12 protein-coding genes are annotated in these 14786 nt (G+C 68.2%); 6 read left to right on the top strand and 6 right to left on the bottom strand.

What is annotated here, in order from left to right; genetic code table 11:
• The first annotated feature begins 109 nt into the window (after positions 1-109).
• The 5 genes from sdhC to EYF70_RS16805 all read left to right on the top strand — a co-directional run bounded on the left by sdhC (position 110) and on the right by EYF70_RS16805 (position 5246).
• Positions 110-526: a succinate dehydrogenase, cytochrome b556 subunit gene (gene sdhC, locus EYF70_RS16785; RefSeq protein ID WP_131146427.1), complete on the top strand. Its 417-nt coding sequence runs from the start codon at positions 110-112 to the stop codon at positions 524-526.
• 1 nt (position 527) lies between these two features.
• Positions 528-890 (top strand): succinate dehydrogenase, hydrophobic membrane anchor protein, encoded by a 363-nt coding sequence (gene sdhD / locus EYF70_RS16790; protein ID WP_130184892.1) that lies wholly within the window; start codon positions 528-530, stop codon positions 888-890.
• 3 nt (positions 891-893) lie between these two features.
• Positions 894-2672, top strand: a complete 1779-nt coding sequence (sdhA, locus tag EYF70_RS16795; RefSeq protein ID WP_131146428.1) for a succinate dehydrogenase flavoprotein subunit — start codon at positions 894-896, stop codon at positions 2670-2672.
• A gap of 13 nt (positions 2673-2685) precedes the next feature.
• Positions 2686-3396, top strand: coding sequence for a succinate dehydrogenase iron-sulfur subunit (locus EYF70_RS16800; RefSeq protein WP_131146429.1), 711 nt, complete (start codon positions 2686-2688; stop codon positions 3394-3396).
• A 167-nt stretch (positions 3397-3563) separates the two neighbouring features.
• Positions 3564-5246, top strand: coding sequence for a GGDEF domain-containing protein (locus EYF70_RS16805; RefSeq protein WP_229420419.1), 1683 nt, complete (start codon positions 3564-3566; stop codon positions 5244-5246).
• 5 nt (positions 5247-5251) lie between these two features.
• Here the strand turns inward: EYF70_RS16805 and EYF70_RS16810 are convergent, their stop codons facing one another.
• Positions 5252-5692 carry an FKBP-type peptidyl-prolyl cis-trans isomerase gene (locus tag EYF70_RS16810; protein ID WP_131146430.1) on the bottom strand — a complete coding sequence of 147 codons (441 nt, stop codon included), beginning with the start codon at positions 5690-5692 and terminating at the stop codon, positions 5252-5254.
• A 189-nt stretch (positions 5693-5881) separates the two neighbouring features.
• Here EYF70_RS16810 and EYF70_RS16815 point away from each other — a divergent pair, with 189 nt between their 5' ends.
• A complete protein-coding gene (locus tag EYF70_RS16815) occupies positions 5882-7039 on the top strand; it encodes a branched-chain amino acid ABC transporter substrate-binding protein (RefSeq protein WP_131146431.1) in 1158 nt (385 codons plus the stop codon).
• 139 nt (positions 7040-7178) lie between these two features.
• Here the strand turns inward: EYF70_RS16815 and EYF70_RS16820 are convergent, their stop codons facing one another.
• From EYF70_RS16820 to EYF70_RS16840, 5 genes are all read right to left on the bottom strand, one after another.
• The gene (locus tag EYF70_RS16820) at positions 7179-8669 is read right to left on the bottom strand and encodes a sensor histidine kinase (RefSeq protein ID WP_131146432.1); all 1491 of its coding nucleotides are present in this window, start codon (positions 8667-8669) and stop codon (positions 7179-7181) included.
• Complete coding sequence (locus EYF70_RS16825) at positions 8632-9342, bottom strand: response regulator (protein WP_174800453.1); 711 nt, start codon at positions 9340-9342, stop codon at positions 8632-8634. The genes EYF70_RS16820 and EYF70_RS16825 overlap by 38 nt, the downstream gene beginning before the upstream one ends.
• On the bottom strand, positions 9311-10738 hold the full coding sequence (locus EYF70_RS16830; RefSeq protein WP_229420420.1) for an ABC transporter substrate-binding protein: 1428 nt from the start codon (positions 10736-10738) through the stop codon (positions 9311-9313). The genes EYF70_RS16825 and EYF70_RS16830 overlap by 32 nt, the downstream gene beginning before the upstream one ends.
• 69 nt (positions 10739-10807) lie before the next feature.
• Positions 10808-13456: a family 20 glycosylhydrolase gene (locus EYF70_RS16835; RefSeq protein WP_229420421.1), complete on the bottom strand. Its 2649-nt coding sequence runs from the start codon at positions 13454-13456 to the stop codon at positions 10808-10810.
• Between the two features lie 85 nt (positions 13457-13541).
• A complete protein-coding gene (locus EYF70_RS16840; RefSeq protein ID WP_229420923.1) occupies positions 13542-14780 on the bottom strand; it encodes an ABC transporter substrate-binding protein in 1239 nt (412 codons plus the stop codon).
• Positions 14781-14786: the final 6 nt, after the last annotated feature.

Raw genomic sequence — 14786 nt, forward strand, 5'->3', positions numbered from 1 at the left:
CATATATTGGACAGTATAGCGGCATTTCACGATAATCCACGCCTTGCAACCTGCGTTGACCATGGGCATGGTCACGCGCGGGATTTAAAAACCAGGTGAGAGGTCTCCAATGGCTGTACAAGAAACCCAGAGAAAAGCGCGACGAGAGTTCCGCAACATCCACGTGACAGAGCTGTCGAATTACCGGATGCCGTTCTCGGCAATCGTTTCGATCCTGCACCGTATCAGCGGCATGCTGCTGTTCGTGCTGCTGCCCTTCATCCTGTACCTGCTGCAGGAATCCATCCGCTCCGAGATTTCGTTCGCGCACTTCCAGGGCATCGCCCAGCACCCGCTCAGCAAGCTCGTGATCCTGGCCCTGGTGTGGGGCTACATGCACCACTTCTGCGCCGGCATCCGCCACCTGGTGATGGATACCCACATCGGCCTGGACAAGGATTCGGCCCGCAAGACGTCGGTGGCCGTGCTGGTCATCAGCCTGGCGGTGACCTTCCTGGTCGCCCTGAAACTGTTCGGAGTGTTCTGAGATGAAAAACAATATCGGACCGAAGCGCCTCGTCGTCGGCGCCCACTACGGCCTGGGCGAATTCCTCGCGCAGCGCGCCACCGCCATCGTGATGGTGGTGTACACCGTCGTGCTGCTGGCCGCTTTCCTCACCGGGAACAACTTCTCGTATGAAGGCTGGGCCGGGCTGTTCGCGCAGACCTGGTTCAAGCTGTTCACGCTGGCCACCCTGATCGGCCTGTTCTATCACGCCTGGGTCGGCGTCGTTTCCGTCTACCAGGACTACATCAAGAACGTCGGTGTTCGCTTCCTCATTCAAACCGCGTCGGCCATGTGGCTGATCGCGTGCGCCGTGTGGTCGGTGCAGATCCTCTGGAGTGTGTAAATCGTGGCAGCAATCAAATCCTCCATTCCCGTACGCCGCTTCGACGCGGTGATCGTTGGCGCCGGCGGTTCCGGCATGCGCGCCTCCCTGCAACTGGCTGAAGCGGGCCTGAACGTGGCCGTGCTGTCGAAAGTGTTCCCGACCCGCTCGCACACCGTCGCCGCACAGGGCGGCATCGGCGCCTCGCTGGGCAACATGGCCGAAGACAACTGGTTCTGGCACATGTTCGACACCGTCAAGGGTGGCGACTACCTGGGCGACCAGGACGCGATCGAATTCATGTGCCGTGAAGCACCGAAGGTCGTGTATGAACTCGAACACTTCGGCATGCCGTTCGACCGCAATCCCGACGGCACGATCTACCAGCGTCCGTTCGGCGGCCACACGGCCAACTTCGGCGAGAAGGCCGTGCAGCGCGCCTGCGCCGCGGCCGACCGTACCGGCCACGCGCTGCTCCACACTCTCTATCAGCGTAACGTTCGCGCCCGCACCCACTTCTTCGTCGAATGGATGGCGCTGGACCTGATCCGCGACAGCGAAGGCGACGTGATCGGCGTGGTCGCGCTGGAAATGGAAACCGGTGACGTGATGATCCTGCAGGCGAAGACGACGATCTTCGCCACCGGCGGTGCCGGCCGGATCTTCGCCGCTTCCACGAACGCGTTCATCAACACCGGCGACGGCATGGGCATGGCGGCACGCGCCGGCCTGCCGCTGCAGGACATGGAGTTCTGGCAGTTCCACCCGACCGGCGTGGCCGGCGCGGGCGTCCTGATCACCGAAGGCGTGCGCGGCGAAGGCGGCATCCTGATCAACTCGCAGGGTGAGCGCTTCATGGAGCGCTATGCGCCGACCTTGAAGGACCTGGCGCCGCGCGACTTCGTGTCGCGCTCGATGGACCAGGAAATCAAGGAAGGCCGCGGCGTGGGCCCGAACAAGGACCACGTGCTGCTCGACCTGCGCCACATCGGCAAGGAAACCATCGAGAAGCGCCTGCCGTCGATCCTGGAAATCGGCCACAAGTTCGCCAACGTCGATGCGACCAAGGAACCGATCCCGGTCGTGCCGACGATCCACTACCAGATGGGCGGCATTCCGACCAATATCCACGGCCAGGTCGTCGCGCCTAGCGCCGACGGCGGCCAGAAGATCGTCAACGGTTTGTACGCGATCGGCGAATGCGCCTGCGTGTCCGTGCACGGCGCGAACCGCCTGGGCACCAACTCGCTGCTCGACCTGGTGGTGTTCGGCCGCGCGGCCGGCAACCATGTGGTGGCGTCGAACCTGAAGCAGAAGGAACACAAGGACCTGCCGAAGGATGCATCGGACTTCGCCATGGACCGCCTGAACCGCCTGGAAACCTCGACCGGTTCCGAGAAGGTGCAGGGCGTGGCCAACGATATCCGCGCCACGATGCAGAAGTACTGCGGCGTGTTCCGTACCGACGACCTGCTCAAGGCCGGCTTCGACGAGATCATGAAGCTCGACGAGCGCCGCAAGCACGTGTCGTTCAAGGACAAGTCGAAGGTCTTCAACACCGCCCGCGTCGAAGCGCTGGAACTGGACAACCTGATCGAAACGGCCAAGGCGACCATCACCTCGGCGGTGGCCCGCAAGGAATCGCGCGGCGCGCACGCGCACAGCGACTTCCCGAACCGCGACGACGAGAACTGGATGAAGCACACGCTGTGGTTCTCCGAAGGCAACCGCCTGGAGTACAAGCCGGTCGTCACCAAGCCGCTGACGGTGGAAACCTTCAAGCCCAAAGCACGCACTTTCTAAGGCCTCGAAAAACATGGCACGCACCCTGAAATTCAAGATTTACCGCTACGATCCGGACAAGGACGAGAAGCCTTACATGCAGGACCTGACGGTCGAGCTGAAGGATACCGACAAGATGCTGCTGGACGCGCTGCAGCGCATCAAGTCCGACGTGGACGATTCGCTGGCCCTGCGCCGCTCGTGCCGCGAAGGCGTGTGCGGTTCGGACGCGATGAACGTCAACGGCAAGAACCGCCTGGCCTGCACGACGAACCTGAACGAACTGTCCGAACCGATCATCCTGCGCCCGCTGCCGGGCCTGCCGGTGATCCGCGACCTGATCGTGGACATGACGCAGTTCTTCAAGCAGTATGAATCGATCAAGCCATTCCTGATCAACGATTCGATCCCGCCGGAGAAGGAACGCCTGCAGACGCCGGCCGAGCGCGAAGAGCTCGACGGCCTGTACGAATGCATCCTGTGCGCGTGCTGCTCGACGTCGTGCCCGTCGTTCTGGTGGAACCCGGACAAGTTCGTCGGCCCGGCCGGCCTGCTGCAGGCTTACCGCTTCATCGCCGATTCGCGCGACGAAGCGACCGGCCAGCGCCTGGACAGCCTGGAAGACCCGTACCGCCTGTTCCGCTGCCACTCGATCATGAACTGCGTCGACGTCTGCCCGAAGGGCCTGAACCCGAACCGGGCGATCGGCAAGATCAAGGAACTGATGGTCCGCCGCGCGATCTGATCCGCGTTCCCGTCCCGAAAGCGCCCGGCCTGCCGGGCGTTTTTTTTCGCGCATGCCACTGCCCGGCGTTTCTCCGCGCGTTTCTCCGCACGTTGCGACAGTCCCGCCCGCGCGATGGCACAATTCGCCAAGCCAGCAAGCTCTCACTTCACCAAGGGAAGCCACTCTTGAGTCCTACCCCGGATAACCCGGCAGCGCCTTTCGACGCGGACAGCCATGCCAGCCTGCCCGCCCTCTGGCGGCACCCCGTCATTCGCCTCGTGATCGTGGCGACGGTGCTGGCCTGCCTCGCCCTCGCCGGCTTTTCCGCCTGGTTCATGTGGAGCGCCAGGCAGGCGCAGATCCAGCAGACCCGGGTCGCCACGTCGAACGTGGCACGGATGGTCGGCGCCCAGGTGGAATCGGCGATGAAGACGGCCAGCATGGCGCTGTCCGACATGGCCGAACGCGCCAAGCACGAAGGCACCGGCGAGGCGGCGCGCGAGCGGCTGAGGACCCACCTCGGCGAGCTGGCCAAGGTCACGCCCGAGCTGTACGGCATGTTCCTGTACGGGCCGGACGGCTCCTGGCTGGCCACGTCGCTGGGCCGCGAGGTCCAGGGCAACAACGCCGACCGCGCCTACTTCCAGTATCACCGCACCCACCGGGACGCGGGAATCCATATCGCCGCGCCCGTCAAGAGCAAGTCGACGGGGGTCTGGATCATCCCCGTGTCGCGCGGTATCTACGCCGCCGACGGCACCTTCATGGGCGTGGCGCTCGTCACGCTGCGGCTGAACTTCTTCGAACGCATCTACGATGAACTGGACATCGGCCGGACCGGCGTCGTGCTGCTGATGCTGTACGACGGCACGGTGATCTACCGCCGGCCGTTCGACGAAAAGCTGATCGGTACGGACCTATCGAACGGCAACATCTTCAAGGAATTGCGGAAAAGGCCGGTCGGATCCACCTTCCTCGTCGCCAAGGTGGACAAGGTGGAACGGCTGTACAGCTACCGGCGCCTGCAAAACTTCCCATTCCTCGTATCGGTCGGCCAGACCAAGGCCGAACTGCTGGGCGACTGGAAGCGCTCCAGCATGCTGATCGGCGTGGCGGTCCTGCTCATCAGTGCGATGCTGGCCACGTTCGCGACGAAGCTGGTGCGCCAGATCGCCATCCGCGACCGGCTCGACGCGCAGCTGCGGCTGTACTCCGGCGAACTGGAAAAGCGCAACGTCGACCTGCGCATGCTGGCCCACACGGACCAGCTCACGCAACTGGCGAACCGGCGCCGCTTCGACGAAGTGCTCGAGCAGGAGCTGCGGCGGGCGCACCGCGGCCGCACGCCGCTGTCGCTGATCATGCTGGACCTGGACTTCTTCAAGCAGTTCAACGACCACTACGGCCACCTGGCGGGCGACGAGTGCCTGCAGCGGGCGGCCGGGGTCCTGTCCGACCAGATCATCCGGACCGGCGACCTCGCCGCGCGCTATGGCGGCGAGGAGTTCGCCGTGATCATGCCGAATACCGGCGAAGACGGCGCCATCGCCGTCGCCGAACGGGTCCGGGCCGGCATCATGGCGCTGCGCATCCCGCATCAGCACTCGCCGGCGCAGGTCGTCACGGCCAGCCTCGGCGTGGCCACGCTCTACCCGGGCAAGGGCGGCAACGCCACCGGTGCCGCTGCCGCGCTAGAGCTGATCGGAAGGGCGGACCGGCACCTGTACGACGCCAAGCAGGCCGGCCGGAACCAGGTGCGCGGAGAGTCGGGAAGTAGTGCAGCGGGAAGTAGTGCAACGGGAAGTAGTGCAACGGGAAGTAGTGCAGCGGGCGGCGGCGCGGCCGCCGCCAATGCCGCGGCCCGCTGAACGCTTCAGCGCACGTCCAGCAATTCCACTTCGAAAATCAGGTTGGCGTTCGGCGGGATCGGGCCGGCGCCGCCCTCGCCGTAGCCCATGGCGGCCGGCACGATCAGCGTGCGCTTGCCGCCCACCTTCATGCCCTGCACGCCTTCGTCCCAGCCCTGGATCACCTGGCCGGCGCCCAGCCGGAAGCTGAACGGGTCGCGCCCGACCGAGGAATCGAACTGCTCGCCGCGCTGCTCGGGAGCGCCCGGCACGTGCAGCCAGCCCGTGTAGTTGACGACAGCCGTGCTGCCGGCGACCGCTTCCTTGCCGGTGCCGGCCGGGTGATCGATCTTCTGGAACGCGACAGGGGCGGCGGCGGCCGGCGGCGGGGTCTTGGCGCGGTCGCAGGCGGCCAGCGTGAAGGCCAGTGCCAGGCCGAGAGCGCAGGAGGAAAGCAGCTGTTTCATGGATTCTTTCGTGATGGGTTGTACATGATGCCGCCGCAGCATACAGGGAGGCCGGCGCCATGCCAACACCTGGCGTGACGCGCCCCGGCTTGCGCGGATGGATACCGCCGCGTGCGGCGGGTTGGGTTCGCGCGCGCCACGCCCGCCGGCTCGACATTACAATCGGCGCTTTCCCTATCGAGAGCTCCTATGCCGCCCCGTGCCGCCATCGCCGCCGCAGTCCTGCTGTCCGGCACACTGCTGCTCGGCGCCAGCGCTTCCGCCCAGACCGTCGTGAAGATCGGCAGCGCGTCGCCGCTGTCCGGCCCCGGCGCGCACCAGGGCAAGGATATCGAGAACGGCGCGCAGCTGGCGATCGACGACCTGAACGCGAAAGGCATCGTCATCGGCGGCCAGAAAGTGCAGTGGCAGCTGCTGGCCGAAGACGATGCCGCCGACCCGAAGTCCGGTACGGCCGTCGCGCAGAAGCTGGTCGATGCGCGCGTGGCCGGCGTGGTCGGGCATCTCAATTCCGGCACCACCGTGCCGGCGTCGAAAATCTATGCCGCCGCAGGCATCCCGCAGATTTCACCCGCGGCCACCACGCCGGGCTACACGCAGCAGGGTTTCAAGACCGCGTTCCGCGTGGTCGCCAACGACCGGCTGATCGGGCGCACGCTGGCCACGTACACGGCGAAGGCGCTGAAGGCGCAGCGGATCGCCATCATCGACGACCGCACGGCGTTCGGCCAGGGCCTGGCGGACGAATTCGCCAAGGGCGTGCGCGCCATCGCCGGCAACGAGGCGATCGTCAGCCGGCAGTTCACCAACGACAAGGCGGTGGACTTCAGCGCGATCCTCACGCAGATCCGCGCGAAGAAGCCGGACGTGATCTTCTATGGCGGCATGGAAGCGGTGGCCGGCCCGATGCTCAAGCAGATGAAGACGCTGGGCATCGATGCGCGGCTCGTGTCCGGCGACGGGATCTGCTCGGAGCGCCTGCCGCTGCTGGCCGGCGACGCGCTGGGCGACGACAAGGTGATCTGCGTGGTGGCCGGCGGCATCGACGGCCCGCAGGAAGCGAGCCATGCGGCCTTCTCGGAGCGCTACCGCGCGCGCTTCGCCCTGCCCGTGGAAAGCTATGCGCCGTACGCCTACGACGCCGTGATGGTGCTGGCCGCCGCCATGCAGGCGGCGCAATCGACCGCGCCGGCCCGCTACCTGCCCGTGCTGGCGAAGGTGCGCCATGAAGGCGTCACGGGGTCAATCGCCTTCGACGCCAGGGGCGACCTGCGCAATGCGGCGATGACGATGTTCACCTACCGGCAGGGGCGCAAGGTGAAGCTGCAGGTGGTGCGGGGGCGCTGAGCGAGGCCGGCCGCCGTTCCGCTGCCGCTATGTCGACGCCATTATGTCGACGCCATTATGTCGACGCCATTGCATCGACGCCATTACATCGACGCCACTACATCGACGCCATTGCATCGACGCCATTGCGCCGGCGCCGTCACCCGGATGCAGGCAGCCGCACGCGCGCATCCAGTCCGCCCTCCGGATGGTTGGCCAGTTCCAGCCGCCCGCCGTGCGCCTCGATGATGCCGCGCGCGATGCCCAGCCCGAGCCCCATGCCGCCGTCGTTCTGCTCGCGGCCGTGGGCCAGCCGCACGTACGGGTCGAACAGCCGGGGCAGCGCGTCTTCCGGCACCCCGGGCCCGTGGTCGCGCACGGAAATCACCACGCTGCCCGGCTCCTCGGCCACGCCGATCTCGGCGCGCGCACCGTAGAACAGCGCATTGTCCAGCAGGTTGCCGAGCGCGCGCTTGAGCGCCAGCGGCTTGCCCCGCACCGTGATGCCGGCCGGTGAAAAGGCCACCGCATGACCGGCCAGCTGCGCGCTGCGCACCAGCCGGCCCAGCAGCGCGTCGAGGCGGATCTCGGCCGGGTTTTCATGGATATCGCTATCCTTCACGCACTGCAGCGCACCCTTGACCATCATGTCCAGCTCGTCGAGGTCTTCCTCGAATTCATTGCGCAGCGCTTCGTCGTCGAGCAGTTCGGAGCGCAGCTTGAGCCGCGTGATCGGCGTGCGCAGGTCGTGCGAGATGGAGATGAACAGCCGTTCGCGGTCGTCGATGTAGCGGCCGATCCGTTCGCGCATCGCGCTGAAGGCGCGCGCGGTATTGATGAATTCGCGGCTGCCCGTTTCCGGCAGCGGCCTGGCTTCCTCGTCGTGGCCCTGCCCCAGCGCGGCGGCGGCGTCGGACAGGGCCGCCAGCGGCCGCGTGATCGAGCGCACCACCAGCAGGCAAAGCAGCAGCACCACGGCCAGCGACAGCGCCTGCGGCATCAGCCGGTCCCACGCGAACGGATCGCTGGTGTTCAGGAAGTACGGATTCGGCATCAGCGCGGCCATGTACAGCCAGTTGCCCGGCTCGATCTCGGTCTGGATCACGAGGATCGGCGCCGGGTCGGGCTGCAGCAGCAGCACGTGCTGCACCCAGGCATTCGGCAGGTCGTCCAGCCGCACGTCGTGTTCGGCCACGGCCAGCCGGTCCGGCCACGCGAATGCCAGCCGGAAGCCCGGCGAGTTCGGCAAGTCCTGGCGCAGCGTGGCGCCGACCGTGGCGATCACGCTGTCCGCCAGCGGCTGGCCGGCGATCGCCTCGACCGGCACATAGGCATGGTTCAGGTTGACGAAGAAGCGCGTGCCGCCCATCTCGCGCAGCTGCTGGATGATCAGCAGGCGGTAGGCCGGCGGCAGGCTGCGGAAGAAACGGATCGCGCCGGCCGCGCCGTGCGCCACGTAGCGCGCCGCCGACTGGGCTTCCACCTGCGCCTTGGCGCGCAGCTGGCTGGCCCAGATCGCGCTGGCCGCCAGCTGGGTCACCAGCAGCCCGGCCACCATCACCAGCGTCAGGCGGCCCAGCAGCGAGGCCGGCCACAGGCGGGCGGGCCAGCCGCTACGCACTCGACACGCTGACGTCGGCGGAGAACACATAGCCGGCCCCGCGCACGGTCTTGATCAGCGCCGGCTGCTTGCCGTCGTCGTTCAGGCGCAGGCGCAGGCGGCTGATCTGCACGTCCAGCGAGCGGTCCAGCGGCCCGGCATCGCGGCCGCGGGTTTCCTCGCACAGCAGGCTGCGGTCGAGGATGATGCCGGGGTGCTCGACGAAGTACTTGAGCAGCTGGAAGTCGAGTCCCGTCAGCGCCACCTGGGTACCCTCGCTGTCGGTGACCTTGCGCTCCATGAGGTCGAGCGTGAAGCCGACGAAGCGGTAGTAGCGCGCCGCCGGCGCTTCCAGCGCGGTGCGGCGCAGGATCGCCTTGATGCGCGCCAGCAGTTCGCGCGGGCTGTACGGCTTGGCGATGTAGTCGTCGGCGCCCAGTTCCAGGCCGACGATCCGGTCGGTCTCGTCGGAACTGGCCGTCAGCATGATGATCGGCACGTTGGAGCGCTGGCGCACCTGCCGGCACAGCACGAAGCCATCGGTGTCCGGCAGCATCACGTCCAGGATCACCAGCGACAGCGTGTCCACGTGCGCCTGCAGCTCGGCCAGGAAGCTTTCGCCATCGTGCGCCAGCAGCACTTCATACTGGTTCTTTTCCAGGTAGGCCTTCAGCAGGACCCGGGTTTTCTGGTCATCGTCCACGATCAGGATCTTGCGCACCAGCCACTCCGTGAGGTTTGAGGTTGAACAGTCTGAACAGGGCGGCCAGGCGGCGCTGGGCCTGCGCGGGCGGCACCCGGTCGTCGAGGAAGAAACGGTGCACTTCGGCGATGATGGCGTCGCGGCTGGCCTCGTCGGTGGCCATGCGGTGCACCAGGCTCGGCGCCTGCACCGCGGCACCGCGCGCGAACGTGGTCCACGAGGCACGCGCGCAGCTGTCCATGCGCGCCGGGTTGGCATCGCTGCGCACCGGCACGCCGCCCTTCAGCGCATTGAAGTCCAGCTGCAGCGCGGGCGTCATCAGCAGCCGCGCCATCTTTTCCTGGGCCGCCATGTGGCGGTAGTCGCCGGCGAACATGGCCAGCGTATCGACGCTGTACAGGTGGTAGCCGCCCGTGCCGGGTGCCGCCGCGCAGCCATAGTCGCGCTCCAGCGCGGCGTCGTGCACCGCCAGCTCGGCCTTGGCCCAGTCGCCCATGATCATCATGCCGGCCTGGCCGCGCGCGAACTGGCGCACCACGTCGGTCCACGGCCGTTCGTCGAGCCGGCCGCGCAGCCAGCCTTTCACCGCGCGCAGGCGCAGCAGCGCCTCGGCCGTGCGCCGGTCCGCCGCCGCAACGGGGCTGCGCTGCACGAACAGGTCGCGGTAGAACGCCGGGCCGCTTTCGGCCAGCACCAGGTTTTCAAACAGCGCCGCCACCTGCCACGCTTCGCTGCTCTGGGCCAGGGGCGCCACGCCGGCCGCGCGCAGGCGCTGCGCCACCGCCTCGAACTCGCGCCAGGTGCGCGGCGGCGCCAGCCCGAGCCGGGCGAACAGCGCGCGGTGGTAGAACAGCGTATTGACGCGGTGGATGCCCAGCGGCGCGGCGACCACGTGCTGGCGATGCTGGATCAGGTCGGCCACGGTGGGGAACAACGCGCCGCGCCAGGCGCCGGCCGCGGCCACGTTGTCGAGTTCGAGCAGCAGGCCCATGTCGGCCCATTCGGCGATCGAGACGCCGATGATCTGCGTGACTTCGGGCGCATCGCCGGCCAGCACCCTGCCCTTCAGCACCTTGCCGGCGCCCAGCCCGGCACCGCCGGGAATGGCCACGTCGCGCCAGCCGATCTGCTCTTCGGCCACGCGCGCGGCCAGCAGGTCGGCCGCCTTGCGCTCGCTGGCCGAGGTCCACCAGTGCAGCACCTGCAGGCCGGACGGTGGCGTGGCCGATGGCGCTGGTGCGCCGGTGGCAGGGGATGGAGCGCCGATGGAATGGGACGGTGCGCCGATGGCGCGTGCGGCGCCCGTGGCCAGCAGGCCGGCAAGCACCGCGCGGCGGGTGCGAAGACGCGGCGACGAGCGATCGACATGGCGGCCGGCAGCTGTTTCGTTCGACGCTATCACTCGCGAGGCTGTCACTCATTATCCCGCAGAAAAAATCGATTATAGCGAAGAACTCCGCGGCGGGAACCCCATCGTGGCCGGCGCTCAAGGATTGTCGACGCTGGCCACGGCGCCGGCCCGGCCGTTGCGGTCGAAGGCGGCCACGCGGATCGTGCCCCGCTCCGCGATCGGGCCGGCCACCACGCGGCTGGTGGCGGTAGGAGCGCTGCCGTCGCTCGTATAGCGCAGCGCCAGCCCGGGCAGCACGTGGTTGGCCAGCACCCGGCCGCCCTCCACCAGCAGGCCGGGCGGCGCGATCCGGTAGGCGACGCCGCGTCCTTCGAGGTCGAGGCGCGGCAGCACGCGCTGGCCCAGCGCGTTGACGAAGCCCGACCACGCGGTGCGGTACAGCGCTTCGTTCCGGGCGGCGTCGCTGCCGGTGGCCCAAGCCGGATCGGGTGCCCAGGCCCGTTCGGCCACCGCCACCAGGCGCGGCATCACCAGGTAATCGATCAGCGCCGGGTCGCGCACCGTTTCCGTGAACAGCGTGGCCTGGATGCCGCGCACGTGGCGCTTGCCGACATCGGTCAGGCGGTCCTTGCCGGCGCCCGCTCCGCCCGGCGCGTTCTTCAGGTAATCGAACGGAATGAAGCCATACACGTCGTCGAGTTCCACGTAAGCGCCCCAGTTCACGCCCGGCTCTTCCGGATTGGCGTTGTGCGCCATGTCCATGTACATCTTCGTCACCGGCGCCAGCACGATGTCGTAGCCGGCGTTGGCCAGCCGGTAGGCCAGGTCCTCGGCGCCGGTGGTGTTGTTCCATACGTAGGCGGTGAAGCCGTGGCGCGTGAAGCGCGGGTTGGGAACCAGCTTCGGCTTGCCATCGAGCAGGGTCTTGCGGGCGGCGATCTCTTCCCAGCCGGAGGTGAACAGGCCGTGCTTCCTGAGGATGCGGTCGACCCGCTCGTAGAAATCGTCCCACAGGTCGACGGTGCTTTCCAGCCCGGCCTTGCGCATGCGCGCCTGGCTGGCGGGCGAGCGTTCCCACGCGCCGTCCGGCACTTCGTCGCCACCCATGTAGATCGTTCGCAGCGGCACGCCGGCCGCGCGGTGCAGCTTCACGACCTCGGCGACCACGTGCTCGATGAAGGTGTACGTCGACTCCAGGCCCGGATCCATCACATGGTCGTTGTACATCTGCGGCGACTTGTACACCGAGCGGTCGGCGAAGTCCTTCAGCAGGTATTTCGCCGCGTCCCTGCCCCCGGCCGCCTTGAGGCGGTGGTAGCGCGCCTCCATGGCCTGCACGGCGGCGCGGGCATGGCCCGGCATCTCGATTTCCGGGATTACCTCGATGTGCCGCGCCGCCGCGTAGCGCAGGATCTCGATGTAGTCGGCGCGGCTGTAGAAGCCACTGCCCCCGGCATCTTTCGGATCGGGACCGGAGCCGTAGGCCGGCTGCAGCCGCACGCCCGGCTTCGCGCTGTGGCCGCGCACCGCGCCGATCGACGTCAGCTCCGGCAGGCCGGCGATTTCCAGGCGCCAGCCTTCATCCTCGGTCAGGTGGAAGTGGAACTTGTTCAGCTTGAAGCGCGCCATCAGGTCCAGCCACCTGAACACGGTTTCCTTGCCGTGGAAGTTGCGCGACACGTCGAGCATGAAGCCGCGGTAGCCGAACCGGGGCGCATCGACGATCGTCAGCTCCGGCAGCGCCGGCGCGGCCGCACCGGGCAGCGGCAACAGCTCGCGCAAAGTCTGCAGTCCATGGGCCACGCCGGCCGCGCTGTTGCCGACGATGTCGATGCCGCTGCCGGCGGCGATCGCCAGGCGATACGCTTCCGGCGACGACTGGCCGGGCACGCTACCGACCGACAGCCGCAAGGCCGGGCCGCCGGCGGGCGGCAGGCTGGCCGGGAACAGCGAACGGGCCAGCGCCGCCTCGGTGGCCAGCGCGGCCGGCGCCGTCACCGCCGGCTGGCCGGACAGCGCCAGCGTGCCGCCGCCCGGCTGCAGCTGCAACGGGGTCGGCAGCACCGGCGGCACCGCCGCTGCCGGCAGCAGGCCGGCCCGCTGGTTGCGCCGGTAGGTATCGGCCGGCGTCACCAGCGCATGCCCGGGGGCGCTGCGCCGGTCGAGCTGCTCCGGCCGCGTCACGGGCAGGTGCTGGAAATCCGTGATGGCCACGGCGGTATCCGGCGCCGCGTCGTACACCAGGTAGGGGCCGACCGGCGCGTGCGCCAGCTTGATCATGACCTGGTTGTGCAGGTAGGGGATCTCCAGCGTCCGGCCCGCCGCCAGGCCCGCGAACCCGGGCGCCGGGCGCAGGCGCCACAGGCCGCCGGCCACCTGTTCCAGCACCAGCCTGCCGGCCAGTTCGCCGGTCGCCAGGCTGTCCATCGAGTTGAAGTACAACGACCAGCCGCCTGGCGGCAGGGGCTGGCTGTCGTTATTCGTCAGGATGAAGCGCCCCTGCGTGCGGCCGGGCGCCGCCTCGGCCACGCTGCGCTGCAGTTCCCAGCGCAAGCGCAGCCTGGCACCGCTGGCCACGCCCGGCGGTTCGGCCTGCCGCTCGCCCCGCATTGCCGCGGCGGCCGGCGCGCCCTGCCCGTCCTGCCGTGCCGCAGCCGGCGCGGCTGCCGCCATCATCGCCGCCACGAGCACAGATAGCACCCGCAGCTGCGGCAGCATCCTCAGCCTCGCCACGGCGCGGCTGTCATGGAAATACAGTGCCGAATTCAATGTCCAAGTACGCAAGAGCTCTCCCGATTCAAAAAATGGCCGGCGCCGCCGGCGCCGGCCCAAGGAATCGCACCGATAAGGGGGACAAACCGGTGCGATACTACTTTTGCCGCGGCGTGAGCCACCGGGCAAAACCTTCCTGCAGCCTGGCGGCCGCATCGCGCGGTGCCAGGCTGCCTTCCAATACCCGCGTGTTGATGTTCCACAGTTCGCTTTCCATGCCCGGCTGGCCGCGATTGAGCAGCTGGGCGTTGAACCGGATCGTCGAGGCGCAGCGCTCGCGCCATTCGGCCATCTGCTTGGCGACCGGGTCGCGCACCGCGATCAGGTGGTGCGACAGCGTGAAAAAGCCTGTCAGCCGGTTGGTGTAGAGGTCGGCGAATTCCTGCGACCCCACCCACGCGAGGAACTTCCACGCATCCTCCTTGTTGCGCGCGTTGCGGTTGATGCCGATGCCCAGGTCCATGTGATCGGAGATGTAGCAGGCGTCGCCCCGCTTGCGCACCGGCGGCGCGAACACGCCCAGCGACAGCCGCGGCACCCGCCCCAGCTGCGCGATGTCCCACGAGCCGGCCGGATAGATCGCCGCGCGGCCCGCCGCGAACATGGCCTGGCTGTCGCGGTACGTGAGCGCCGCGGCATCGCGCGGCAGGTAGCGGCCCAGCCGCGCCGTGAACTGCAGCGCCTCGACGAAGGGCGCGTCGGTCAGCCTGGCGCGGCCGTCGATCAGCGCCTTCCTGCCCTCTTCTCCGCGCCAGAAGTTCGGCCCGATGCTGGTGTACACCACCTGGCTGGCTTCCCATTGCTCGGCGGTGCCCAGCGCCAGCGGCGCGATGCCCGCTGTTTTCAGCACGTCCAGCACCCGGAAGAATTCGTCGACCGTGCCGGGCGGCTGCAGGTCCAGCTGGCGGAACATGTCCTTGTTGTAGAAGAAGCCGTGGATCACCGACGCCACCGGCATGCAGAACGTCTCCCTGCCGTCGTCGGTCTGCCAGGCCACCATGGCCGGCGGCGCGAAGTTCTGCAGCCCCGGCCTGCCGTTCAGGCGTTCCAGGTATCCCTTGCGGTACAGCGCCAGCGAGGCGTCGAACGGCCGGCAGGCGATCACGTCGCCGGCCGTGCCGTCGGCCAGGCGGCCGGCCAGCGCCGCGTCGTAGGCGGTCGGCGCGGTGGGCGCGAACTTCACGGCGACGTCCGGGTGATGGCGCGCGAATGCCGGGATCAGCACGTTCTCCCACAGCGCCCGGTCGTCGACGCGCCAGCTTTCGATCACCAGCGTGCCGGCGCCGGCCGGCGCCATGCCGCAGGCCAGGCAAGCGGCCAGCCATGCGGCGCCCATCCGCCG

Source organism: Pseudoduganella albidiflava (assembly GCF_004322755.1).
In the GTDB taxonomy this organism is placed as follows: domain Bacteria; phylum Pseudomonadota; class Gammaproteobacteria; order Burkholderiales; family Burkholderiaceae_D; genus Rugamonas; species Rugamonas albidiflava.

What these genes read in the sequence shown, in the direction of transcription:
- EYF70_RS16815 (WP_131146431.1), top strand. Translation starts at nt 5,882, where the DNA reads ATGCCGCCCCGTGCCGCCATCGCCGCCGCAGTCCTGCTGTCCGGCACA.
- EYF70_RS16820 (WP_131146432.1), bottom strand. Translation starts at nt 8,669, where the DNA reads ATGTGTTCTCCGCCGACGTCAGCGTGTCGAGTGCGTAGCGGCTGGCCC.
- EYF70_RS16810 (WP_131146430.1), bottom strand. Translation starts at nt 5,692, where the DNA reads ATGAAACAGCTGCTTTCCTCCTGCGCTCTCGGCCTGGCACTGGCCTTC.
- EYF70_RS16840 (WP_229420923.1), bottom strand. Translation starts at nt 14,780, where the DNA reads ATGGGCGCCGCATGGCTGGCCGCTTGCCTGGCCTGCGGCATGGCGCCG.
- sdhD (WP_130184892.1), top strand. Translation starts at nt 528, where the DNA reads ATGAAAAACAATATCGGACCGAAGCGCCTCGTCGTCGGCGCCCACTAC.
- EYF70_RS16800 (WP_131146429.1), top strand. Translation starts at nt 2,686, where the DNA reads ATGGCACGCACCCTGAAATTCAAGATTTACCGCTACGATCCGGACAAG.
- sdhC (WP_131146427.1), top strand. Translation starts at nt 110, where the DNA reads ATGGCTGTACAAGAAACCCAGAGAAAAGCGCGACGAGAGTTCCGCAAC.